The organism is Corynebacterium sp. HMSC14H10 (assembly GCF_001807105.1).
GTDB classification, from domain to species: domain Bacteria; phylum Actinomycetota; class Actinomycetes; order Mycobacteriales; family Mycobacteriaceae; genus Corynebacterium; species Corynebacterium jeikeium_D.
In genome coordinates this window covers 89,645-112,598 of sequence record NZ_KV787441.1, presented here as the reverse complement: position 1 = coordinate 112,598, position 22,954 = coordinate 89,645, and the positions used below count along the sequence as shown (strand labels likewise).

The following is a 22,954-nucleotide window of genomic DNA, read 5'->3' as shown; positions in this document are numbered from 1 at the left end:
CGTTGTCGTGACAGCAAATACGAGAAGGTTGATGAGCCCTCATTTGCCCGGCGTGCGCTGCGACGATAGCGGTAGGGGGTAAAAGCTATTGATACAAACCAACTGGTTAGCCCTGATTGGGGGAAGGGGGATAAATCGAGGAAATCTTGACGCTTTTTTGGGTGAATGGGCAAAAGCCCGTCGCGAACAGTGCAAAGAGCTATCGCGGAGGTAGTACGAAGTGTGAATGCGAAGGGTTTTCATGCCCAGGTGTCGCGGCCCGTTCTCCTTGGGGTATCGGTCAGATGCTTAAGCGGTTAGGTTATATATAAGCGGTTCACTGAGCGCTGTTAACCGAGCGGGCAATGGGCTTGAGCTGGAATGTTTCAACATACAAACATAAAAGTTCATGACGCTGAAGCTTAGAAGGTTAGACAGGCTGGTCTTTTCTTAAGGAAAATATCAGTTTTGTGCGGTCGGAGAATATCGATGTCGCCGTCTGAAGTGAATCGCGAGACGTATTGAAGCGTGCCGCTTCATTTTGGACCGTTGTAAAGGACCTGTTTCCGTGAATAAGTTCTCTCGTACCGCTCGTTCGGTAACGTTCGCCGCAATCGTCGGCCTGTCTATGGGTATCTCTGCTCCTGCTGTTATTGCTCAGCCTGAAGGACCTGCTGTTGAGCAGGGGGCTGTGAACAAGGCAAACATCGATTTCAGCAAGAAGGGTTCGATCACCCTCTACAAGAAGAAGGGTAATGAGTCGGGTACTGCGGCTACCGGCCAGGAGATGGAAGGCGTACCGGGCGAGCCGCTCGCTGGCGTGACCTACAAGATCACCAAGCTGAACTACGACCTGCAGAATGGTGACTGGTCAACCTTCCCGAAGTCGGCTGCAGACGTCAAGGATGAGAATAAGACTGGTGACGTCAAGGAACAGACCACAGGTGCCGATGGCAAGGCTGCCTTCGATGACCTGGATCTGGGCATCTACCTGGTCGAGGAAACAGACGCTCCGGCCGGCATCGTTACTGGTGCTCCGTTCATCGTTTCCGTTCCGATGGTCAATGAGGCATCTGACGCGTGGAACTACAACGTCGTTGCTTACCCGAAGAACACGGAGACCAAGACTGAGAAGACCGTCAAGGATGCGGATAAGCACATCCAGGATGGTTACACCTACACCATTAACGCCGACGCTCCGACCTGGGGCGAGGGCAAGAGCCTGAAGGCTTTCCGCTTCGAGGATCAGCTGGATCAGCGCCTGGACTTCCAGCAGGTTACCGAGGTCAAGGCTGGTGACACGGTTCTGGGCGCCGGTGACTACGATGTCAACAATCCGGCTGAGAACGGAAACAAGCTCGTCGTTAAGCTGACCGATCAGGGTCTGGCCAAGGTTCAGCCCGGTGCCAAGATGTCGCTGACTTTCGAGGTTAAGCGCAAGGAGGTTGGCGACACCACTGTGCTGAAGAACAAGGGTGAAGTTTTCTTCAATAACCCGAATACCGGTAACGAGGTCAAGAACGAGACCAATGAGGTCGAGACCTACCACGGCAAGCTGAAGGTCGTGAAGAAGGACGGCGAGGAAAAGGGCAAGGTCCTGGAAGGCGCTGAGTTCGAGCTCTACCAGTGCACCTCGGCATCTGACCTGGGTGCACAGGTAACTGTCAAGGACGAGAAGACCTGGACCACCGGTGAGGACGGCACAATCACCATTGATGGTCTGCACCTGACCGACTTCGAGGATGGCAAGGAAGCCCCGGCAACCAAGAAGTTCTGCCTGAAGGAGACCAAGGCTCCTGCTGGCTACGCACTGCCGGAAAAGGATGTCACTGAGATTGAGTTCACTCGAGCCAACGTATCTGCAACCGGTGAGCGCGAGGGTGACGATGAGGTCACTTTGGTTTCTGAGATTGAGAACATCAAGCAGGACACTCCAAACCTGCCGATGACTGGTGGCGCCGGTGTCGGCATCCTGGCTGCCATCGGTGCAGCTATCGTCGCAGCTGGTGCATGGTTCGCTCGCCGCGGATCGAAGAACTAAATCCGAGTTTGTACTCGGTGCCTTAGAGCGAAAGCCGCTCTAAGGACGGTGAAGCAGGGTACGCGTTGTGTACCCTGCTTTGCCTAGCGCACTGTGGTCAGTGCGCTGCTGTTGTGATTGATTTTGGTTGTCTGCGCAGTGGCAATTGGCGGCGGGTTTGGTGTATCTGGCTGTTGAAGGCTGTGCGTATTTAGGAATCTTTGGGGAGTTGTCCCGTGGAACAGTCGTCTGCTTCGGTAGTCGAGCTGGATGCTAGCCAGCAATCAGAAAAGCCGGCCCGTAAAAGCCTTACGCTGCCCGCAATTATTGTTGTAATCGGCTTGTTGGTCATGCTGTACCCGGTGGTGTCGACAGCATGGAACAACATGAATGCGTCGCGTGCCGCGCGAGCGTATGCGCAATTGGATAAAGACATTCCACAAGATGTGAAGAACACACAGTGGGAACGGGCGCATGCGTACAACGAGGGTCGCGATACCGGCCCAATCCTGGATCCGTGGTTGAACCGCATCCATGCGGATAATCCCGAGTACGCAGAGTACTTAAATCAACTAAATGAGACCGAAGCGATGGCTCGGTTCATTTTCCCATCCATCAATGTAGATTTGCCTGTACTGCATGGAACCTCGGATGAGACCCTGCAACGTGGTTTAGGTCATTTGTATGGATCCGATTTACCGGTCGGCGGCGTCGGAACGCATTCGATTATCACTGGGCACACTGGTCTGTCGAACTCAACAATGTTCGACCATTTAGCCAAAGCCCGTGAAGGTGACGCCTTTTATATTCAGGTGTCCGGTCATCGGCTCAAGTATGTAGTCGATCAAATTAAGGTCGTTCTGCCACACGAAACTGACGATTTGAGGCCTGTGCCCAATCAGGACTACGTCACGCTTATTACGTGTACGCCCTATGGCATTAACACCCACAGGCTTTTGGTGCGTGGCCATCAAGTGCCGCTGAATGAAGCGGATGATGAAGTTTTCAGTCAGACCCACGGTGCGGGTTGGCAGTGGTGGATGTACACCTTGCTTGTAGTCGTGCTAGTGCTTGGCACCGCTTTTGCCTGGTGGGTATGGCGTCAACGCCAGCTGGAAGATATTGACGACACCTTCGATGAAGACAATCACGACGGCGATATGGCCGAAGATTCCTTTGATAACTATGACGGCGATCAGGCCGACGAAAGCGTTACCAGCCATCGCGCTGGCGGTCGCCACAGGCGCACGAGAAAGCGAGCTGAAAAATCGGATCCGTCGCAACCGCAATCAGCTTCCGAGCAAGACGGAGACGATGAAGACCGCTGGTGGGAGCATGACAATGATTAATAACCGTGATAACCGGCTGAACAGCGTAGTTGCAGGAACCATTGCGCTTGCTTTCACCTGCGCTGGCCTTGGGGCAGGTGCGGATATCGCGCAGGCTGTCCCTGTCGCAGGACGTGACGGCGTGGCGGGAGTCGAGCAGTCTGTTGGCACGAATGTGCTGAAGATTCGTTTGACCAAGGGAAACCCCGATGATGACGGTCAGACTGTCGCAGGTTCCGTTGAGGGAGTGACCATTCACCTAGATCGGTTGGAGGGGATTGACCCCAAAAATCCAGCGGATATGAAGCGAGTGGAATCGGCCCGCCTTGACGAAATCCAAAAATGGAACAAGGACTTAAACCTTTCCAAGGTGACAGATGCCAACGGCGAGGTTCAGTTTTCCGGGCTTGTCGACGGTATCTACCTTGTGACCTCAAGTGCGCCGGACGGTAACTACCGTGAAATCAACGCTTTCCTGGTCGCGGTACCTTTCCACACAGTGACGGAAGACCCCAACCCGGTCGAAGGCGTCATCGTAGCGAAGTCGCATACGCCAGGTAAAACTCCACCACCGACAACACCTCCGACAACTCCACCTAAGACACCTCCGACGACGCCACCTAAGGCACCGCCGACGACTCCGCCGGACACACCTCCGACGCCGCCGGAGGATGGTACGACTACTCCGGCGACAACGCCCACTACTACGCCCACCAAACCTCCGAAGAAACCGGTCGGCGAATCGGCGTCAGGTTCAAGTCAAGGTCAGTCTTCATCGTCAGGGACATCAGGTTCTCTGGCGCTGACAGGTGTGCAGGTTGCTGGATTGGTGGCGGCAGCTGCCGCATTAATTGGTGCGGGCTTCATCATTATTGCGGTGAGCAGGAAGAAAGATAAAGGAAGTGAGGGACGCTAATGTCCTGGACAATGTTTAGCAAGCCGAAATCCGCGCGGCGAAATGTGCGCGTGATGGCGTCGGTCGCTGCGGCGCTGACCCTCACTTTTGGTGTTGTCATGCCGGCAGGTATGCCAGAGGTGGCTGGTGTTGTGGCGGAAGCGCAGACCACTGATATCGGTGTGGCGTTGACGTCAGGCGACCAGTTAACGGTTACCAGCGGTGATACCGCGAAGTTTGAAGGAAAGTTTGCCAGTGATGCAACTCTCAACGGAATGGAGATCACTGCAGATAGCGCCTCTGATTTGGAGTTTGCCGACGGCAAGTATTCGTTGACCGTCAACGGTAAAAAGATTGCTCTCCGTGAGGGAGACAATCTAGGGGTCGATGTTTCTTCGAATCCCGTGAAGTTCAGCATTACGGGGTTGAACGCTAAGGTCGTCGATGGGGCAACGTTCGTTTTTGAGACCCCCGAAATTTCGAGTGGCGCTATCTTCAGCGATACGTCGGTAGCAGCATCAGGCGAGATTGCTCAGACTTCTGAAACCCCTAAGCCAGATAATTCGGAGTCCGCTGAACCAGCTGAGTCTTCTAGCGGGGTCGAGCGGGAAGACGACTCTGTTGCGGCTGATGCACCAGATGTTCCGGGAGTGGAGGCCGGTGAGCCACCGCTTGAGGTGTCAGAGCCCTCTGCTAATGATCCGGTAGCGGCACCTCGTGCTGCACAACCGCAGCGTGCGCCACAGAGGATGGCGGCACCTGCGGCAGCCGATGCCGCCTATAGCTTTAGGATTGCAAAGAATAACGGAGATACGAACGGTACTGGGTATGTGCTCAAAGGCAGTCGCTACATTCCCACCTTCGTAATTCCCGCAGACCAGTTGTCGAATGGGACGATTACTCTCCCCAAAGACACGGAAGTCATTCTTGAAACGAACATTGATAGTTACATGTCTAAGGACTCGGCAGACATGATTGTTTACTACACGGGTACGAATGGAGGATGGTACGAGACCAAAGCTACGTACAAAAGAATCAGCAATAAGAAGTACCAGGTAATCCTGCCACAGATCTCGATTGGCGGTCCTGCGCAGATTCAGTTTATGGGGCTGCATCGAGGCGGAACCAACACCGTATATTCGGCGACGTTCAACCTTCCCACGCCGCCGCCGATTCCGAAGTGTGAAAATCCGACTCCAGAGACGGAAGTGGTGCGCAAGGCTGCACCGCGTCAGCTGACGGCAGAAGAGTTTGCCTACGGCAGCCCGGTGTACGTTGTCACTGGTACGCCGAAGGATCTTAAGCGCGATACCTCGATTTTGAGCCGACAAGTTGATCAAGGTAAGGCCTACCATGAGGTCGGTCGTTCGCCGTGGGTGTATAACTCCCTAATGTATGACCCCAATGACAACTGGCTCTACGCAGTAAGTCAGAAGCGCGGTCTGAATGGTGACAACTGCTATCCGGCAGGTAATCTGCTTCAAATCGATCCCGGAACCGGTGAAGTACACAACCTAGGTCCGATTAAGAAGCCAGGAACGCAAACTACCGCATTTGAAACTGAAGGCGACCGCGACTTCTCGAATGCGGGTGTCTGGACCGAAAATGGTTACTTTGTGGCAAATGCGTCAACATCCGGTAGTCGTAAGTTCTACCGTGTGAACACGGACAATTCCACAGCAGAGCGGGTATTCGGTAACCAAATCTCATTTGCCGAGGACTGGGCAGTACTCCCGGACGCACCACGGTACATGTGGGGCTTCCAGAGTAAGGCCGGTTCAAAGGATAGGGTGATTCTGGAGCGCATCGACACTGCAACAGGACAAATTTCTACCTGGGATTTGTCCAATTTGACCACACTCGATGGTCGCCGAATTGTGTTTTCGTCGGCATCGTGGGGTAAGGCTTGGACTTACTCGAACGGAAACCTAGGTTTCGGTGCGGGTAGTGACCAGGCTGGTCAAAATGGTTTTGAGCTAAAGATTGATAATCCTTCCTCCAGCCAGCCGACCTTTGAGTTGGTTAACATTCTGAATAATCTTCCGGATTCGTTCAATACTGATGCTGCCTCTAGCCTGGTGGCACCACCGCCAGAGTTTCAATCAAACCTCGCTGTGAAGAAGCTCCGCTCGAAGACGGAGATAATCAATGGTGAACCTAGGACTTTCTGGACGATTACGGTAGAAAACACAAGCGATCACCCGAGCTCTGGTGGCACTTTCTACGAGTACCTTCCAACAGATACTCATTTCGGTATTAATAGGAGCGGCCCAACCGCAAAGTTCGAGGGCTTTGGTCCCGGTTCTTCGTTGGTCAACGGGCGTAAGCCTGGACCGGACCAGATTGGTGCCGGCAGTGGCATTTTGGCAGGTATGAATGCGGAAGCACCATCCGGCGGCGAAGGAAAATACATGACCGGCTATGTCGGTACGATTCCTCCCCATGCAAAGGTTGAATTCGTTGTATCCGCTCCAGTGCGTACAGATGAACACGGCAACCTTAAGACGGTATGTAGCCCTAACCGTGTGAAGCTCGTCGCAACAGACTCCGAGTCGGGTCCGGGTGACGCGGACAATGTCTCCACCGAAGCTTGCGTAGACAAGGTTGCGGTAGATACAGAACCTCAGCCGGTACCGGGCACGCAAAACGAATTTACTGCAAGGTACAACGTGGTCGTGGAGTACCCCAAGACTCCGGGATACGAGTCGAACGAAGTCGTCTATGGACAATTGCTAGACACGCCGAAGTTTGTCGGTGCGGCGGCCGTCACCGGGGCAACGGTAGTGTTCCGCGACGAATTTAACCGCCTAAGTGAGCCTAGGGATTTCCGTGGCCCAGGTCCGTATGCATTAAATGGCAACAACACTCCGAAGATTACGAAACCAGAAGGTGTTGACGGTAGTACCGGCAAGCATGTCTATGAGGTCACTGTTCGTTTCACTCTCGACGCATCGAAGTTGGATGAAACATCTGTGCCTGAAGGGCACCCATCAGAGCCGTCCGGTAACTACCGTTGCTATGAGGAGAATGGTCTCTACGAACCCAACTTTGGCCTTATGAATGAGGCAGAAATGGGTGGTTGGAAGGATACCGACTGCATCCCGTTGACCCCTCCAGAAAAGAAGATGGGAATCTTCTTGGAGAAGGTCAGCTACAACCCGGATGCGCCGGATCAGATTCAAACCGGCGGACTGCTCGACGGTGCAGAGTTTGCAGTTCACCGTGCCGACCCCAATGGCGCGCTGAACTTGAATTCTGACGGAAGTGTCAACCTTGATACGAACCCAGTAGTGCGACAGTCTCAGACAAACACTGCGGGCCGTGTTGGACTCCAGGGCCTGGATGCGCCGGGTGTTTACTACCTGATTGAAACTAAGGCACCGCAGGGTTACAACTTGCTCGTTGAGCCCATTAAGTTCTCCACGGCGTGGGATGAAAAGGGCAATGCGATTATCGAAGTTCTCTCCGGTGGCGGTGTCGCGGTGTCTGGAAATCAGTGCGATAAGACTGGCATTCCAGAGTGTGATTCGAAGGTGGGCATTTTGCAGATTGCCGATGTGACCAAGGGCGAAATGCCTAAGACTGGTGGCAACGGTGTGGCACTGTGGGCGATGGCTGGTGCTGCTTTGGCAGCTGCCGGAGTCTTCGCAATGCGACGCCGTAACGCTTAAGAGCTAGGGATTCGGAGGGAGCCAATTCCCTCTGACGAATCAAGCCCGCCTCTCCTACTGAGTAATCGGTAGGAGAGGCGGGCTTTCGCCTTTGGCTATCGGTGATGGCTTGTTTTCCTCGGTCGGGTGACGTGACCTCAGAGGATGACAAGCCCTACGTAAACAAAGCGCTCTTACCAGGGTGAATTAGCGGTGATATAGGAACCAAGCTTCTGTCCGTTCCCATCGATGATGTTCCAGGTAGTTGAAACAACACCGACAGCACCTTTCTCCGGAACCCATACAGGCCCTCCGGAATCGCCGCGTTGAGCCTGTACGTTTTGAACCTGTAGAGCGTTGTCCTCGATTTGGTATGCCTCGCGATCAGCGGCTAAACCGCAGGAAACTTTCCCCGTAGTATTTCCGTATATGCAGACTGTCTCGCCAGTTTGAACATCGGTGGGGGATAGCATTGAGTCGCCTGAATACGAATTCACGCCTGCAGTAGCGGGGTCGTCAAGCGAGACAACGCCAATATCGTTCCCCGTATCTAGTGAATGGTCATATGTGGGAGACGGTTGGAAAACTCCAATTTTCTGAAATGTCCCATCCGTCACTGTGTCTCCCTCTTGTCCACAATGACCTGCTGTGTAGATTTGCGAATTGGTTTTGTCGACATAGCCAGCTGTACAGACACTAGCTTGTGGGCCATTAGCGTGAATGATGACTACTGGATCACCTTGGTTAATGGTGGCGGCGTAGGCGGGTAGTCCGGTTGTAGCGGTGATAACGGCAGTGACAGTGAAAATCCATGAAGGTCTATTCATGGGGAAATCTGCTCCTCAGTGAGTTGGTCGGTGGTGGCCCAAAACAAAGCTAATCTCGTCGGAAAAGATGGAACGTATGCGTACTGGGGCAGTTCATATACCCGTTTCGTATCGCGAATATAAGGAAATGTATAAAACTATCAGTTAAGGCAGAACCTACGCTCAACTGAGCAATCATGCGCGATAGTGTTCCAAAAATGGGGTAGAAGAAAGATCAACGTCCATTGGGGGAGCGGGTTTACACAGCTGCAGAGTCGCCGCTGGCACTGTCGCCGTCGTCAAGCGCGGCAACCAAATCGCGGCGCGCACGGGCGACGCGTGAGCGAATAGTGCCCACACGACAACCTGCGATTTCCGCGGCCTCCGCGTAGGAGTAACCCAGCACCTGCGTCAGAATGAGTGCCTCGCGGCGTTCCTCCGGCAGCTGCTCCAGCAGCACGCGGGCGTCAGCGAGCTCTGACCACGATTCGCCGGTCGTGAACTGCTCGGCAGCGTTTTCCACTTCCATCGCAGACTTCTTTGGGCGTGCCGAATCATGGCGGACCGAATCCACCCACACGCGCCGAGCCAGCGACAACAGCCACGTGCGGGCAGAAGAACGCGCCGCAAAGCGGGGAAGTGCCCCCATCACGCGCAGATACGTCTCCTGCGTTAAATCATCCGCGGCATCAACGCCGCCCAGATGTGCGACCAGACGCCACACGTCCTTCTGGGTCAGCCGCACGAACTCCGTCAGCGCAGCCTGATCACCGCGGCCGGCCTTCAGCGCCAGCTGCGTGATGTATTCGTCATTAGAGACGAGGCGTGCGGGAGTCATGGACATAGCTTAGCAACTTAAAACCTAAAGATAATTCGCCTGGCTGCACGTGGCCTCACCTGCAAAAGCAGGAGGCGACGCAGCCAGGCGAACTAGGGGCTGAAATGCTAGAAGCGGATGGCGTCGATGGGCTTGACGCGGACGGCAATAGTGGCGGGGATGATGCCCGCCAAGGCACCCACTAATGTTGCGACCAGCACGCCAATCACAGCGGCCGTGACGGGGTAGGCCACGGCACCGGTCTCCAGCGGCAACGCCAGCATCTTATCCAGCGGCAGCTGCTTGACCGTGATGATCGAGACAATCACGCCAACCACACCCGCCACCGTCGTGGCGACAATCGACTCCAGGAACACAGAGATAAAGATCCTGCCTGCCGACGCGCCCATTGCGCGACGAATACCAATCTCACGGACGCGGTGGCCAATGGTGACAATCGAGACCGTGAGCAGCCCCAATGCACCAAGCGCAATCACAATGCCGCCGATAATGCCGAGCGCAGTGGTGATGGTGTTATTCATCTCCTGGGAAATCTGCGTGTCCTTCTCCGACAGGGAGGTATTCACCTTCCAGCTGGGGCCAAGCTCCGCCTGGAAAATGTTGTGCAGCGCTTTCTGGTTCTCCTTCGCGGATTCTTCAGGCGTTGCGACGAGAAGTTGCGGCTCACCCACCTGTCCCTCGTAGCCGGCGTTGAGGAAGGAATCATAGTGCGTGACAATGCTCGGGGCGTCCCACGATCCGAGGGATTTATACACTCCCACCACGGTGAAGGTGGTGTTGCCGGTTTCCTTCAAGGTGAAGGTTGGGTGGTCGGCTAGCGCTGGGTTTCCCAGGCTCTCGTAGAACTGGTCGTTGACCACCACGGGGTTCATCAAGCGCTGGCCATCGGCATCTTCCAAACGGCGTCCCTGCACGATGGTGCGGGCGTAGATATCGAACCAGCCCGGGTCAGCGGCGATCAGCTCGGGAGTACCTGGCGAAAAACACTCGTAATCATCCGGGGCGCAGTCATCCATATTTTGCTCGGGAGTCGCTGGCTGCATTCGAACTCGCGACCACAAGTTGGCGTGAGTGGTCTCCACCAGGCGGTGGGTGGCAGCGGAAAAGGCGTCGTTGATAGACCCGTCTGGGTTGATGACGCTCAAATCGTCCGGGCCGTTTCCACCGGTGCCCTCGCCGCCGAAGTCGCCAAAGCTATCGGCCATCGTGCCGTCGCTGAAATCGCCGCCGAAGCCGCCATCGCCGAAGTTGCCACCATCTTCAGAATCGGAACTACCCGCTCCGGCAGTCAACGTAACCGTGCCGGCGATACCCGTACTCTGTGCGGTGACCGCATCCTGAGAGCTGGTGAGAATATTGCCAAGTGCAATCACTGTGGTCATCGCCCACACTGCGGCAGCCACACTGACCAGCGACAGCATGATGCGGCCACGGTTAATGCGCAGCTCATGCCACGCTTCCAGCAGAGCGCCGAGATAAGGCGTTGCTGCATAGAGGAAGGAAGGCCGTGACTTCGACTCTGTTTCTTTATTCGTCGTCATCAGCAACCTCCTCGGAGCCGTGCATGGCGTTGGCAGCAGATAGCAGGACGGAGTCGGCGTGCAACTGACCGTCGCGAAGCTCAAGCACACGATCGCCGCGCTCGGCGACCTCTAAATCGTGTGTGATCAGAATCAATGCGGCGTTGTTTTCCGCCGCGACTTCTTCGAGCAAATTCATGACGATCTTGCCGGTGTCGACATCGAGCGCACCGGTGGGCTCATCGGCAAGAATGAGTTGCGGTTGGCGCACGAGCGCGCGGGCAATAGCCACACGCTGCTGTTCACCACCGGAAAGCTGGGAAGGCGTGGCCTCTAGGCGATCGCCCAGGCCGACGCGCTCCAGCATCGCGGCGGCGAGCTCGGTGCGATTCCAAAACTTCTCGCCCCGGTCGTACATCAGCGGAACCTCGACGTTTTCCAGCGTGGTGCGGGAGGGGAAGAGGTTGAATTGCTGGAAGACGAATCCCAAATTATCGCCCCGGAGCGCAGCGCGTTTCCTGTCCGACAAGGTGGAAATATCGGTGCCGTCGAACGTGTACGTGCCGGAATCCGGCAAATCGAGCATGCCAATGATGTTCAGTAGCGTTGACTTACCCGAACCGGACTGGCCGACAATGCTGAGGTGCTCGCCGCGTGGCACGTCGAGGTCGATGCCTTTCAAAATAGGCAGCTCCTCGCCGTTGGGGAGCGTCACTGTTCGAGTGACTGCGGTCAAACTAAGCATGGCGCGGGCCTACTTTTCAGAGCCAGCGTCATCGCCGGACTCATCGAAGCCAGTGTCACTGCCATCACCAGCGCCGGTGCCAGTGCCGGCGGACTCATCCTTGTAGGACGGCACGTACTCCAAAACCTGCTGGCCTTCCTTCAGGCCGCGCTTGATCTCAATGAAAGTGCCATCGTTGGCGCCGAGCTCAACCTTGATTTTGGTGGGCTTGCCGCCATCCTTAGCCGGAGCGTAGACGACACCTTCGCGGAAGCGTCCCTCCACCGCGGTCACCGGCAGTGCCGGGACCTCCGAGGTGGTGCCGCTGCCAAGAATCAGCGTGGCAGGAACACCTTCGTAGACGGTCTGATCTGCGGGAATGTCACAGCGCAGCTGTGGGCCGCCCGAGGAATTTCCAGCAGCGGCGGCGCCCATGCCAGCACCATCTCCGGCGCCAGTGTTCTGCGAGCCCGCGCTACTTCCAGTGACAGTCTTCACCGAATCACACAAAAACGGTGCCGGGCCATCGTTGATGGCGAGGCGGCCATTGTTAATCGAGTCTCCCAGCGTGTACAGCTGGCTCGGCTTAATAGGTGCTACGGCGTGGAAGCTGTTCGGAGAAATCGTGCCAATCTCCTGGCCGATCTCAACCGTCTGGCCAATGACGATATCCCACTGCACAGTGCCAGAAGCCTTAGCGGTGATGTTTCCCCAGGTCACGGTAGTTTCGGGTGCGGCGGCTGCGGCGCCTTCTTCATCGGAATCCGCGCCGCCGGAGGTGCTGGCAGTCTCAGATACCGAGGTCTTCTTCACCTGAAGCAGGTTCTGCCCCTCTACGGCGTTGCCGCCGCTGTTGACATAGGCGTCAGTGATTTCACCGGAAGCGTTGGCGCGGATCACGGTGGGCTCGTCCGGGACGATGGTGGCAGACAGCTTCTGCGTGTTATTGATCCGCTGAGGGGATAGCTCCGTGGTGGGTTGGGAGAAATCACCGGTTGCTTGCGCAAAGTCCTCGTCGTTAGCGGGGAAGAATGCGATCTTGAGAAGCGCAATGGTCGCCAGCAACGCCAGCGTGTACTTGAAGATTGTGAGCGCTTTTGCGCCCCTCCCTTGTTTTTTCATGTCTGCAGAAGTATCCGATCAAAATCCAAATTGACAGCGTGGTACGCGAAAAATCCTACCCTCAACGCCTGCGGGCAGTGGTAGTGCTGGCTATACCTTTTATTCACTGCTGATAGGTATTGCTTGAAAGCGCAGTAAGTGCTTTTCGACGGTCATTGTGTGTGGTTTTCCTTGGGGGAAATCTGTCCTTTTGGGGTCGGTTGTTTGTCGCCGATACAGCGAACCTAATCGGACTAATAATTAAGGCCACATATCAATCATGGTCGACTAATAGGCAGAATATGAAACTTCGTGTAGGGTGGAAAACGTCAGGGCATGTTGTGACTGTTATCTAGCCCTTGTCTTTAGGAGGAAACGCCCCCATGTCGAATCTCTATGAAGGCTCCAATGGTCCGACCACTCGTCTCAACGGTGCGCCGGTTCCTACAGAGCAGCACTCGCAAACCAATGGCCTACAGGGAGGTATTAACCTCCACGACGTCCACCTGCTGGAAAAACTCGCGCACTTCAACCGTGAGCGCATTCCGGAGCGCGTTGTTCACGCTAAGGGCGCAGGTGCTTTCGGTGAGCTGACCGTCACCGAGGATGTCTCCAAGTACACCAAGGCTGCCGTCTTCCAGCCGAACACTGTCACTCCGATGCTGGCGCGATTCTCCACTGTCGCTGGTGAGCAGGGCTCCCCGGATGGTTGGCGTGACGTGCGTGGCTTTTCGCTGAAGTTCTATACCGAAGAGGGCAACCTCGACATCGTGGGCAACAACACTCCAGTGTTCTTCATCCGCGATGGCATTAAGTTCCCGGACTTCATCCACTCTCAGAAGCGCCTGCCGGATACGGGCCTGCGCGATGCCAATATGCAGTGGGATTTCTGGACTGCCTCTCCGGAGTCCGCTCACCAGGTCACCTACTTGATGGGTGACCGTGGTATTCCGAAGGACTTCCGTCATATGGACGGCTTCGGTTCCCACACCTACCAGTGGATTAACGCTGAAGGTGAGCGTTTCTGGGTTAAGTACCACTTTAAGACTCGCCAGGGCTGGGACTTCCTGACGGATGATGAGGCCGCTGAGCTGGTAGGCGAAAACACCGACCATGCTCGCCAGGATCTCTTCGAGGCAATTGAGCGCGGCGACTACCCAACCTGGGACGTCAAGGTGCAGATCATGCCTTACGACGAGGCTGCCAGCTACAAGGTGAACCCGTTCGACCTGACCAAGACCTGGTCGCAGAAGGACTACCCTCTGATTCCAGTCGGCCACTTCACCCTGAACCGCAATCCGGGCAACTTCTTTGCCGAGATTGAGCAGGCTGCTTTCGCGCCGTCGAATACCGTGCCGGGTGTTGGCTTCTCGCCGGACAAGATGCTGCTGGCGCGTGTGTTCTCCTACGCTGATGCGCACCGCTACCGCCTTGGCGTCAACAGCGATCAGCTGCCGGTGAACCAGTCTCGCTGCCCAGTGAATTCCTTCTCGCAGGATGGTGCGGCCACGTACTACTACTCGGATCCGAAGCTGCCGGTTCACGGCTCCAACGCCACCGCTCGCGGCCCGGAGGCCGATACTGAGGCTGCGGCTAAGGCCGCTGGTTGCCCAGTGCGCTCCGGTCACGCCGGCCAGGTCGATGCTGGTGCCTTTGGTCAGTGGGAGAGCGTGGGCGAAGAGTTCTACGCTGGCGCCTACGTGCAGCACCCTGAGGATGATGACTTCTCGCAGCCAGGCGACCTTGTTCGCAACGTGATGGACGATGCCGAGCGCGATCGCTTGGCAAACAACATCGTCGGTGCCATGCAGGGTGTTTCCCCAGAGGTGGAGCAGCGTGTCTACCAGTACTGGACCAACGTTGATTCCTGGCTCGGTGCCGAGGTGGAAAAGCGCTTTAAGGCAACGAAGTAAAGCAACCGCGTAGGGCTGTGCAGTAAAACCGCAGAGTAGAGCTGCACAGTCACGCGGTAGATCAAAGTAAATAGAAAAGCGTTAGCCCTGCAAATGGTTGAACCATCTGCAGGGCTAACGCTTTATTTAAAACTTCTGTCTGTGCATGACAGCCACGGCTTTGTGGTTGCCTGCACGCCGGCCCGGTTTGGGCGGCTAAGGAACAACCCTAAGTGTGAGCTGTTTTAGGCACCGATGCCCGGCAGGCTCGGGGAGCCGTTGAAAAGCGACTTCGGAGCAGCTGCAGCCTCGTCGGCTTCTTCGGCGGACTCGGACACCTCTCGACCCTGTTCGGCAGCGTCGGAGACACTATCAGCCTCAACGCCGGAGACGTGGGTGGAGTTGTCGTTGTGGGTGGACTGATCGTTCGTGATGTTGATGTCCATGAAGTCGCGGCCGAACGGAGCGTTCCAGTCACCGGTTTCCAGGAGGGTCAGGTCACCATCGATGGTCGGGTTAATCTCGAAGGTGACGTTGACGGTCGGGCCGGAAGGCATTGCTTCCAGAACCTCAACGATAGGAGTGACGTCCATTTTTGGTGTTCCTTTTAGACAGTAACGAAATGAAGAATATCGGTTTTAACTGAACAATAAACCGCAGTCTTTTTTAGAGACTGGCGGTTTATTGTGTCAAGGATTGGCGGAGCTATTGTCCTGCCATGAAGCCCAGGAGCTTACTTGGCGCCGATGCCAGAGATGCTCGGGTTCAGGAAGTCGAACTTACGCTGGTCGGACTTGTCGACGGTGGTCTCCGGGTTCAGGAAGTCGGAAACCTCGACGTCGTGGGAGTCGTGGGTGGAGTGGTCGTCGGTGACGGAGATGTCCAGGAAGTCGTTACCGAACGGCAGGTTCAGGTCGCCACCGACGTTAGCGAAGTTGACGTCGTTGCCAGCCAGCTGCTCGAAAGCCGGCAGCGGGCTCTCAACGGTGACGGCCGGAAGGGCTTCGAGGATGGTTGCGATATCTTCTGCGGGGCAGGACATGAGAAAATCCTTAGGTTCTCGGGGATAAAGATTTTGAGTCGCTCTTGGCTGACTCACAGAAATTAAGTTAACCGATGGGGCAAGGGGCTGCAATGAAAAAATAAGTGCTTCGGCCCGCTTCTGGTCGGTTGTGTCCCTTGAATCTCGCTCAAATCCGCCTAAAAATATTGGAAAGAGGGCGGTTTGGTGGTGTCTGTGACGACTCCGGTATCTGCCTGAATATCGGATGACAAGAGTGTTGTTTTCTTAAAATTTACCGGAATTGCATTGATTGTTTTGTTCTTGGTGTCACAAAGGTGCAGGCAAACGGCAAATTCATCAAAAATGATGATTAAGGGTTCCCTAAGTAAAGGTAGCCAAACTTTAGTAAATGGCAAAAACTGCCACTCAATTTAGGGGCATAAACGGAGTTAACGAGCGGGTCATAGCCTATGAGATGTACATCACATTGTGGGAGGCCAAAAGTGTGGGGAAATATACCCCCTTTTGGGTAGGCCGGGTGGCCTAAAGGGGGTGTCGGAGCGCGCTGAGGGGTCGCTGTGAAACTGGCCGCTAACGGTGTGTTCAGGACGTTTCCCGCGCCACTAGCTACCGCTCCGGGACGTAGTCCTCAGCGGAGCCGTCACGGGCACCCAGGACCGCGCGTCCAAGTACCTCGGAGGCGACAGTAGCGACGACCAGGACAGCAACAATGGCCAGAATGGCGGTGAGGGTTTTGCCCCACGTCAAATCGCCCTGGTCGGCCTCTAGGACTAAGTTGGCAATCACCAGTGCGGGGATGCCCACCATGATTCCGGCTGAAAGCTGGTTCAACCGGCTCAAGGCATCTTTAGAGCGCCACATGGCCACGCCCGCCAGGAGCAGGTACAAAGATCCGCCAATGACCAGCACGGCAAACAATATAGTTACAAGAATTGAAGCGATACTCATATTGCGATTCGTCCTTAATCGGTCTTAGCGGCGGCCACGGGAAATAACTCGGGCCAGGCCCACGGTCGACAAAATGCCAAGCAGACCCGCCAGCATTGCAATATCGAAAGTGATGGCCGTAGTCCGCAGCATGGCAGTTGTGAGGAACACTCCCACCATGGGGTAGAAGGCGGCGTCGGAAAGCACTGCGCGTGAGACATTGCCCTTGACCCGGAAGATCAGCACCACTCCCACAAGCAGCGCCACTGAACATAGAGCAATGCCAATGCCACTGATTACCTGTACTGCGGTGGGATCGATCAATGTGTCATTCATGAGTGTGCTCCTTTGTCTTCGCCTTTGGAGGCAATGCCATCCGGCAGCGGCAGACCATGGTCGACCTCAGCGGCAACGCCGACGACGGCATCCGGGTCAATGAACTTGCCCGCGCTGTACTCCTCGAAGACGAACGCCTTCGGGCGGGGGACATCGCGGAGGCTGGGAACGAGGTGCTCCTCCATGTCGTAGAGGGAGTCGTACAGCGCGTCCAGGTCGGCACCGAAGATTGCGTGGATGATGAACAACCGTCCCACATCGGTCTCACGGACACCGCAGACCAGCGTGCCCGGGGTCATGGTGATGGACTCGGCAAAGAGAGTGACCTCAAGGTCAGACTTCACACGCAGCGGCAGCCCAATGAGCACCGGCTGCTGCTTCTGGTGCGGGCGCAGCGTATCACGCACCACGTCCGTCGCAGCCACAACAACCTGCCAGACCAGCCAGAGGGAATAGCGGATAACATGCAGGAACTTCATCAGTAAATACCTCCGATGGCGTTTTCAACCCCGCCGAGAGTGGCCTCGCGGTAGCCATCAATATTCAGCAGCGCATCAGCCGCACCGGTAGTTGCCCAAGTGACGGCACCGACCGCGACGAACATCGCCACAGAAACAATTGCCAGCATGGCGGACGGCGCAACCAGCGCGCCCGGAACGCGAACGGAATCGTCCACGCCCTGCATGGGGCGGCCCCAGAAGACCGCGCGCCACAGCCGAATCATGGCCAGCAGCGAGCCCAGCGAGGCCACGATGATTGCGGTGATTGCAACAATCGAACGGGCATCGCCAGTAGCGGCAGAGGCGAAGACAATGCCCACCTTGCCCCACACACCGGAAAATGGCGGGAAGCCAACAATGGAGAAGCTCATCGCCGCCATCACCCAGGCGATTGCTTGGTCGCGGCGGGCAAGCCCAGAAAGCCTGGAGAGCGTACCCGTACCGTAGGTCTCTTCCACCGCACCGGAGCCCAGAATGAGGGCGCCGACAGTCACCATGTGGTGGATCGCGTAGAAAATACCCGCAGCCAGTGCCGCCTTGGCGCCGCCGCCGTCGTTAGCATCCGTGAACGCCAGCACAATCAGAATGAATGGCATACCCGTGACCATCTGGTATGCGAGCACCTCACGCATGGTGTTCTCGGCGAGACCAGCAAACGCGCCGACCAGCATCGAGATTGCCATGATGATAATAATCGGCCAGTGCCAGGAGGGGTTCATGCCCACAATCACGACGTAGATGCGGAACAGCATGTACACCGCAACCTTCGTATGCACCGCAGAGAACAGCGCCATCACCGCAGGGCTTGTCGACGGGTACGTCCTAGGCAACCACGTGTGCGCCGGAACCAAACCAGCCTTCACACATAGTGCGATGATGACAATGCCCAGCGCGACCACACCCGTGCCGCCAGGGCCGCCCTCGCTGGCCATGTCGGCCAGCATTGCGATGTTCACATTGCCCGCCGAGCCGTAGATCAGCGCGACGCCAATCAGCAGCACCGTGGAGGTCAAGAGGTTGACCAGCACGAAGTTACGACCAGCAGCCAGGCGGTGCCAGGTACCGGTTACTGCAATCAGGCCGTAGGAGGGCAGCAGCATGACCTCCATGAACACGAAGAAGTTGAACAGGTCGGCAGTCAGGAACGCACCCGACATGCCGGCCAACATCATCAGCGTCAGGGAGGGGAAGAACCGCGAGGTGTTTTCACCCGCGACGTGGGCGAACCAGTTACCGATGGCGACCACAGCTGCGGCCACGCCCAGCATCAGCATGGAGAACGTGTCCGCCAAGAAAGGAATCGAGATACCACCGGGGAACGCGCCCACACCATGGCCGACCGGGCCGTTTTCAGTGACGTAGAACATCACCCAAAACGCAGCCAGCGACGATAGGGCCGGAACGGCGATGCCCATCGTCGCTCGCATCCACAGCTTCGGCAGGATGGCTGTGACTGCCGACAAAATCAGCGGCAGTGCCGCAAACAGTGGCAGTAGTGAAGACAGAGTTGAAGGAGACATTGCAGAGGTCATTGCAGAGGCTTCTACCATTTCTCGTCACCGCCGAAAGGAGTCTCGCGCGGGAACTTATCCGGAGCCGAAGAGACCCCTGGGGTACCGGTGACCGTGGAGTCCGAGTCCGCCGGAACATTCTTACCCGCACGACGACCAGCCGTCGACAGCTGCCGCATAGCCTCGCGGTCCTCATGAATACGAGTGTCGTCATCGCGGCCCAAACCAGCCAGTGCCAGCATGAAGGCGGTCACAGCCATGGTGATCACGATGGCCGTCAGCACGAATGCCTGCGGCAACGGGTCAGCCATCTGCTCGGCAGCGCCAGCGCCCGCAGTGGCTTCGTTGCCCAGCAGTGGCTCGCCGCGCCAGGCACCGACACCCGTGGACAAAATAATCAGGTTGGCGGCATGCGAAATCAGAGTCATACCGATAATGGTGCGCAGCATGCCGCGCTGTAGCACCAGGTACGTGCCACCGCCTGCGAGTACGGCAGCCATGATGGCGATAATCACTTCTTGGCCTCCTCGACGGTGGCATGAGCTGGGGCGGGGGCGGAGGTGCTCTCCGTTTCTGAGGCGAACACGCCCATCTCCGGTGGCACCCGCAAGCTCGAGCGGTCTGAGTAGAGATCCTGCAGCACATCGTCCGACCCAGTCATACCAGGACGGTTCGGGCCGCCCAGGAGATTCAGCGCGGTTGCCACAATGCCGATGACGGCCAGGTACACGCCGACGTCGAAAAGCAATGCCGTGGTGAGGTGCTGGCCCAGGAACTCGCCGTACAGCGGTGCCAAGAACGACCCCTTGGCGAAACCGATGAAGCCCGTGACGATTGCCGTGATGACACCCGCAGCGCTGAGCGCCACTGGGGTCTTCTTGCCGAAGACCAGCTCGTCGCGGTCCTTGGACAGGTAAATCAGCATGACGGCAGCGGCGCCAATCAGCGCCGCGTTGAAGCCGCCGCCCGGAGCGGTACCGCCGCGGTAGAGAACCACAGCAGACAGAGCGAACAGGACCGGCGACAGCCAGCGGACCAGCCAGCGCATCATGATGGAGTTCAGAGCGGGCTCCGCAAGCGGGGAGGGCTGATCGAGCAGGTGCGGGAAGCGAGGCATCGACGTGACAACCGCCGCCATCGCGACGCCCGCCATACCGAGAACCGCCAGCTCACCCATGGTATCGAAAGCACGGAACTCAACCAGGATCACGTTGACAATATTGGTTTCGCCCGTGACCTTCTCAGTGTTGTCGATGTACCACTGCGCAACCTCAGGCAACTGACGACGGCCAGTGAGGAACCACACCGCGCCGAACGTAGCCAAGCCCACGGCAACTGCCACGACCGCGGCGGAAGCCTGGCGGTTCTTTGAGGTCTCAGAGAACGCGCGCGGCTGGAAGCGCAGCACCAGCATCATCAGCACGACAGTCAGGATTTCCACCATGAACTGCGTCAATGCCACATCTGGTGCGCCCAGCAGGAGAATCTGCAGCGTGACACCAACACCGGTGACGCCGAGCAGCACAGCCGCCTGCAAACGGTTCTTCGCCCGAAGCGTGGCCCACACGCCAATCACGACAACGACCAGCGGAATCAGGTCGGTCAGGTGGTCGATGCCGTCGATCTTCGGCAGCACCGGAGCGCCGCCGACACCCGGAGCGATCGCAATAACCAGGGCGTACACCGCGAGCAAACCAAGCAGCGGCAGCAGGTGACGCGATGGCTGATGTGAACGCGCCACCTTGCCCATCGCGCGTCCCACACGCTGCGAGACGCTCAGCGACGCGTTGATTGCCTCCACGCCAGTGAACGGGAAGAGCTTGCGGTCTGCCATAACGGCGCCTACGCGGGCACGAGTGAAGATGAAGCCCACGCCGACAGCCAGCACAATCACGGAGATAATCAGCGGCACGTTTACGCCGTGCCACAGGCTCAAGTGCGCTTCCTGAGTCGTGCCAGCCGGAAGCTGACCGACCGTATCCGCCACGCGGTCCAGCGGACGGTTCAAAATAGCGCCGGCAGCGAAGGCTGCAGGCAGGCTCAGCACGCCAGGGATGGCGGCCGGAAGCCACAGCGAAATCGGGGCCTCATTGATGTGGTCAACGTTGCGCGGACCATCCACGAACGCACCGAACACCAAGCGTGCCGAGTACGCGAAAGTACCAATTGCACCAATCGCCGCCACTGTCAGCAGGATGACGACACCGGTATTGGACAAAGGCGCGCCCTCGAATGCGGTCAGCATGCCCTCCTTCGACATGAAGCCGAAGAACGGCGGAATTGCCGCCATCGATGCCGCACCGAAAATCATCGAGCCAAAGCTCCACGGCATCTGCTTCCACAGCGGACCCAAGCGACGAATGTCGCGCGTGCCCGCCTGGTGATCAACCACGCCAGCCATCATGAACAGCGAAGACTTAAACATCGCGTGGGCAATGGTGTGCACAACCGCAGTCATAATCGCGAACTTCGTGCCCACACCAATCGTGGCGACAATCCAACCCAACTGCGAGACCGTCGAGTACGCAATCAGCTTCTTCAAGTCAGTCTGCTGCAGCGCAAAGTAGGCCGTGGCAACAGCCGTCCACATACCCATGACAATCAGCAGCAACTGCCACACGCGCACGTCCGCGAAGACCGTGGAAAAACGCATCAGCAGGTAAACGCCCGCTTTGACGACGGCCGCAGCGTGCAAGAAAGCTGAGACGGGAGTTGCTGCCGCCATGGCCTCTGGAAGCCAGGCGTGGAAGGGGAACTGAGCTGCCTTCGTGAAAGCACCCAGGGCCACCAGCGCGGCAATGAGGCTACGCGCTGTCGGGTTGGCCTCCCACTCAGGCGAGGCCAAAACCTCGGTGAGGTTCGTGGAACCCGTCAGCCACACAGCACCGCCGAGAGCGGCCAGCAGAAGCAGGCCACCGGTGAAGGTCAGCAGAAGTGTGCGCAACGAGCCCAGCTCGCCCGACGAGCCCGACCTTGCAATGAGCAGGAACGACGCCATCGAGACCAGCTCCCACCCGATGAAGAGGAGCATGATGTCGTCGGCAAGCACGAGGAGCAAAACCGCCAGCATGAACGCCGTCATCAGGACGTAGAAGCTCATCGCGGATTTCTTCGGCGGTAGATACGCGGTGGAGTAGATGAAGACTATCGAGCCCACCAACAGCGCCAAGAAACTGAACACCATGGAGAGAGGATCGAGCTTCAGCGCAAACGCCGCATTCAGTTCCAGGGACCAGACGCGGGACCAGGTGAAGGTGGTGCCGTTGAGAACATCGCCCGTTACACGCGAAAGCTGGACCACCGACGCGAGAAAAAACGCGACGATGGGCCAGCCTGCGTGACGACCAAGGATCTTCACAAACAGCGGGGTCAGCGCCAGGGCAACCGCGACCAACAGCGGGACCGAAAGGAGGGTCAGGCTGTCGGCGGAGGCTTGTGCTGCTTGGGTGGCTTGGGCGGCGAGCGTTGTTGCGTGCTCTGCGGTGCTGCTTGCTTGGGCGGTAATCGTTGCCGGGGCAGAAAGAACGGAATCTAAAGAATTCAATGTTGCCGATACGCCGCCGGACGCAAACTCAGAAGCCAATGTCTGGTCTGGTGGTGCGGTCGCCGACGGCGGACTGGCTGTAAAGGGGCTGGCTGATGCCAGAGCTGTTGCCAGGTGCGTCACTTGGGGGCTACTTTCACATTGCTGTTAAAAAGGTTCGTACTTCTACAGACTAACAGCCACGAAAATGCTCCACGCGGGGTGAAAGGGGCATTTGGGGGAGCGGGGAAAGGCTCTGCGGATCCAGTAGTGAAAATACATAGGTACGAGTGATGGACGGGGTGTCGAACCGAGTTACTGACTGCGTTTATGACAGGTGGTGTTGGATTGATGCGAGTTACTGACTGCGTTTATGACAA

At 57.1% G+C, this 22,954-nt stretch carries 18 protein-coding genes; 5 read left to right on the top strand and 13 right to left on the bottom strand.

Annotation, left to right across the window (positions count from 1 at the left end; translation table 11 throughout):
• The first annotated feature begins 547 nt into the window (after positions 1 to 547).
• From HMPREF3135_RS08495 to HMPREF3135_RS08480, 4 genes are all read left to right on the top strand, one after another.
• Complete coding sequence (locus HMPREF3135_RS08495; RefSeq protein ID WP_070429230.1) at positions 548 to 2,020, top strand: SpaH/EbpB family LPXTG-anchored major pilin; 1,473 nt, start codon at positions 548 to 550, stop codon at positions 2,018 to 2,020.
• A gap of 215 nt (positions 2,021 to 2,235) precedes the next feature.
• A complete protein-coding gene (locus HMPREF3135_RS08490) occupies positions 2,236 to 3,348 on the top strand; it encodes a class C sortase (protein ID WP_083276315.1) in 1,113 nt (370 codons plus the stop codon).
• Positions 3,341 to 4,243 carry an isopeptide-forming domain-containing protein gene (locus tag HMPREF3135_RS08485; protein ID WP_083276316.1) on the top strand — a complete coding sequence of 301 codons (903 nt, stop codon included), beginning with the start codon at positions 3,341 to 3,343 and terminating at the stop codon, positions 4,241 to 4,243. The genes HMPREF3135_RS08490 and HMPREF3135_RS08485 overlap by 8 nt, the downstream gene beginning before the upstream one ends.
• The gene (locus tag HMPREF3135_RS08480) at positions 4,243 to 7,893 is read left to right on the top strand and encodes a prealbumin-like fold domain-containing protein (protein WP_070429231.1); all 3,651 of its coding nucleotides are present in this window, start codon (positions 4,243 to 4,245) and stop codon (positions 7,891 to 7,893) included. The genes HMPREF3135_RS08485 and HMPREF3135_RS08480 overlap by 1 nt, the downstream gene beginning before the upstream one ends.
• A gap of 173 nt (positions 7,894 to 8,066) precedes the next feature.
• Here the strand turns inward: HMPREF3135_RS08480 and HMPREF3135_RS11205 are convergent, their stop codons facing one another.
• From HMPREF3135_RS11205 to HMPREF3135_RS08460, 5 genes are all read right to left on the bottom strand, one after another.
• The gene (locus HMPREF3135_RS11205; RefSeq protein WP_083276317.1) at positions 8,067 to 8,699 is read right to left on the bottom strand and encodes a trypsin-like serine protease; all 633 of its coding nucleotides are present in this window, start codon (positions 8,697 to 8,699) and stop codon (positions 8,067 to 8,069) included.
• Between the two features lie 238 nt (positions 8,700 to 8,937).
• Positions 8,938 to 9,522, bottom strand: a complete 585-nt coding sequence (locus HMPREF3135_RS08475; protein WP_176719103.1) for an RNA polymerase sigma factor — start codon at positions 9,520 to 9,522, stop codon at positions 8,938 to 8,940.
• Between the two features lie 101 nt (positions 9,523 to 9,623).
• Complete coding sequence (locus HMPREF3135_RS08470; protein ID WP_070429232.1) at positions 9,624 to 11,057, bottom strand: ABC transporter permease; 1,434 nt, start codon at positions 11,055 to 11,057, stop codon at positions 9,624 to 9,626.
• Entirely contained in the window at positions 11,044 to 11,781 is a 738-nt protein-coding gene (locus HMPREF3135_RS08465) for an ABC transporter ATP-binding protein (protein WP_070429233.1), read from the bottom strand. The genes HMPREF3135_RS08470 and HMPREF3135_RS08465 overlap by 14 nt, the downstream gene beginning before the upstream one ends.
• Positions 11,782 to 11,790: 9 nt before the next feature.
• Positions 11,791 to 12,882 carry an efflux RND transporter periplasmic adaptor subunit gene (locus HMPREF3135_RS08460; protein ID WP_070429234.1) on the bottom strand — a complete coding sequence of 364 codons (1,092 nt, stop codon included), beginning with the start codon at positions 12,880 to 12,882 and terminating at the stop codon, positions 11,791 to 11,793.
• Between the two features lie 362 nt (positions 12,883 to 13,244).
• Between HMPREF3135_RS08460 and HMPREF3135_RS08455 the strand changes: the two genes are divergently transcribed.
• On the top strand, positions 13,245 to 14,774 hold the full coding sequence (locus tag HMPREF3135_RS08455; RefSeq protein WP_070429235.1) for a catalase: 1,530 nt from the start codon (positions 13,245 to 13,247) through the stop codon (positions 14,772 to 14,774).
• 224 nt (positions 14,775 to 14,998) lie between these two features.
• On the opposite strand, the gene HMPREF3135_RS08450 is transcribed toward HMPREF3135_RS08455, so the two are convergent.
• From HMPREF3135_RS08450 to HMPREF3135_RS08415, 8 genes are all read right to left on the bottom strand, one after another.
• Positions 14,999 to 15,346 carry a hypothetical protein gene (locus HMPREF3135_RS08450; RefSeq protein ID WP_016421912.1) on the bottom strand — a complete coding sequence of 116 codons (348 nt, stop codon included), beginning with the start codon at positions 15,344 to 15,346 and terminating at the stop codon, positions 14,999 to 15,001.
• A 140-nt stretch (positions 15,347 to 15,486) separates the two neighbouring features.
• Positions 15,487 to 15,795: a hypothetical protein gene (locus tag HMPREF3135_RS08445; protein ID WP_070439132.1), complete on the bottom strand. Its 309-nt coding sequence runs from the start codon at positions 15,793 to 15,795 to the stop codon at positions 15,487 to 15,489.
• A 588-nt stretch (positions 15,796 to 16,383) separates the two neighbouring features.
• Positions 16,384 to 16,725: a monovalent cation/H(+) antiporter subunit G gene (locus HMPREF3135_RS08440; protein WP_016421914.1), complete on the bottom strand. Its 342-nt coding sequence runs from the start codon at positions 16,723 to 16,725 to the stop codon at positions 16,384 to 16,386.
• A gap of 24 nt (positions 16,726 to 16,749) precedes the next feature.
• A complete protein-coding gene (locus HMPREF3135_RS08435) occupies positions 16,750 to 17,040 on the bottom strand; it encodes a monovalent cation/H+ antiporter complex subunit F (protein WP_005511667.1) in 291 nt (96 codons plus the stop codon).
• Positions 17,037 to 17,519 carry a Na+/H+ antiporter subunit E gene (locus tag HMPREF3135_RS08430; RefSeq protein ID WP_070429236.1) on the bottom strand — a complete coding sequence of 161 codons (483 nt, stop codon included), beginning with the start codon at positions 17,517 to 17,519 and terminating at the stop codon, positions 17,037 to 17,039. Before HMPREF3135_RS08430 ends, HMPREF3135_RS08435 begins: the two co-directional genes overlap by 4 nt.
• On the bottom strand, positions 17,519 to 19,060 hold the full coding sequence (locus tag HMPREF3135_RS08425; RefSeq protein WP_246815094.1) for a monovalent cation/H+ antiporter subunit D family protein: 1,542 nt from the start codon (positions 19,058 to 19,060) through the stop codon (positions 17,519 to 17,521). The genes HMPREF3135_RS08430 and HMPREF3135_RS08425 overlap by 1 nt, the downstream gene beginning before the upstream one ends.
• A 23-nt stretch (positions 19,061 to 19,083) precedes the next feature.
• On the bottom strand, positions 19,084 to 19,566 hold the full coding sequence (locus HMPREF3135_RS08420; RefSeq protein ID WP_005511661.1) for a sodium:proton antiporter: 483 nt from the start codon (positions 19,564 to 19,566) through the stop codon (positions 19,084 to 19,086).
• Positions 19,563 to 22,718, bottom strand: a complete 3,156-nt coding sequence (locus tag HMPREF3135_RS08415; RefSeq protein WP_083280640.1) for a DUF4040 family protein — start codon at positions 22,716 to 22,718, stop codon at positions 19,563 to 19,565. The genes HMPREF3135_RS08420 and HMPREF3135_RS08415 overlap by 4 nt, the downstream gene beginning before the upstream one ends.
• Between the last annotated feature and the right edge of the window lie 236 nt (positions 22,719 to 22,954).

Excerpts from the sequence above, each read along its gene's own strand:
- HMPREF3135_RS08485 (WP_083276316.1), top strand. The coding sequence starts at position 3,341 with ATGATTAATAACCGTGATAACCGGCTGAACAGCGTAGTTGCAGGAACC.
- HMPREF3135_RS08480 (WP_070429231.1), top strand. The coding sequence starts at position 4,243 with ATGTCCTGGACAATGTTTAGCAAGCCGAAATCCGCGCGGCGAAATGTG.
- HMPREF3135_RS11205 (WP_083276317.1), bottom strand. The coding sequence starts at position 8,699 with ATGAATAGACCTTCATGGATTTTCACTGTCACTGCCGTTATCACCGCT.
- HMPREF3135_RS08475 (WP_176719103.1), bottom strand. The coding sequence starts at position 9,522 with ATGTCCATGACTCCCGCACGCCTCGTCTCTAATGACGAATACATCACG.
- HMPREF3135_RS08470 (WP_070429232.1), bottom strand. The coding sequence starts at position 11,057 with ATGACGACGAATAAAGAAACAGAGTCGAAGTCACGGCCTTCCTTCCTC.
- HMPREF3135_RS08465 (WP_070429233.1), bottom strand. The coding sequence starts at position 11,781 with ATGCTTAGTTTGACCGCAGTCACTCGAACAGTGACGCTCCCCAACGGC.
- HMPREF3135_RS08460 (WP_070429234.1), bottom strand. The coding sequence starts at position 12,882 with ATGAAAAAACAAGGGAGGGGCGCAAAAGCGCTCACAATCTTCAAGTAC.
- HMPREF3135_RS08455 (WP_070429235.1), top strand. The coding sequence starts at position 13,245 with ATGTCGAATCTCTATGAAGGCTCCAATGGTCCGACCACTCGTCTCAAC.
- HMPREF3135_RS08450 (WP_016421912.1), bottom strand. The coding sequence starts at position 15,346 with ATGGACGTCACTCCTATCGTTGAGGTTCTGGAAGCAATGCCTTCCGGC.
- HMPREF3135_RS08445 (WP_070439132.1), bottom strand. The coding sequence starts at position 15,795 with ATGTCCTGCCCCGCAGAAGATATCGCAACCATCCTCGAAGCCCTTCCG.
- HMPREF3135_RS08440 (WP_016421914.1), bottom strand. The coding sequence starts at position 16,725 with ATGAGTATCGCTTCAATTCTTGTAACTATATTGTTTGCCGTGCTGGTC.
- HMPREF3135_RS08435 (WP_005511667.1), bottom strand. The coding sequence starts at position 17,040 with ATGAATGACACATTGATCGATCCCACCGCAGTACAGGTAATCAGTGGC.
- HMPREF3135_RS08430 (WP_070429236.1), bottom strand. The coding sequence starts at position 17,519 with ATGAAGTTCCTGCATGTTATCCGCTATTCCCTCTGGCTGGTCTGGCAG.
- HMPREF3135_RS08425 (WP_246815094.1), bottom strand. The coding sequence starts at position 19,060 with ATGTCTCCTTCAACTCTGTCTTCACTACTGCCACTGTTTGCGGCACTG.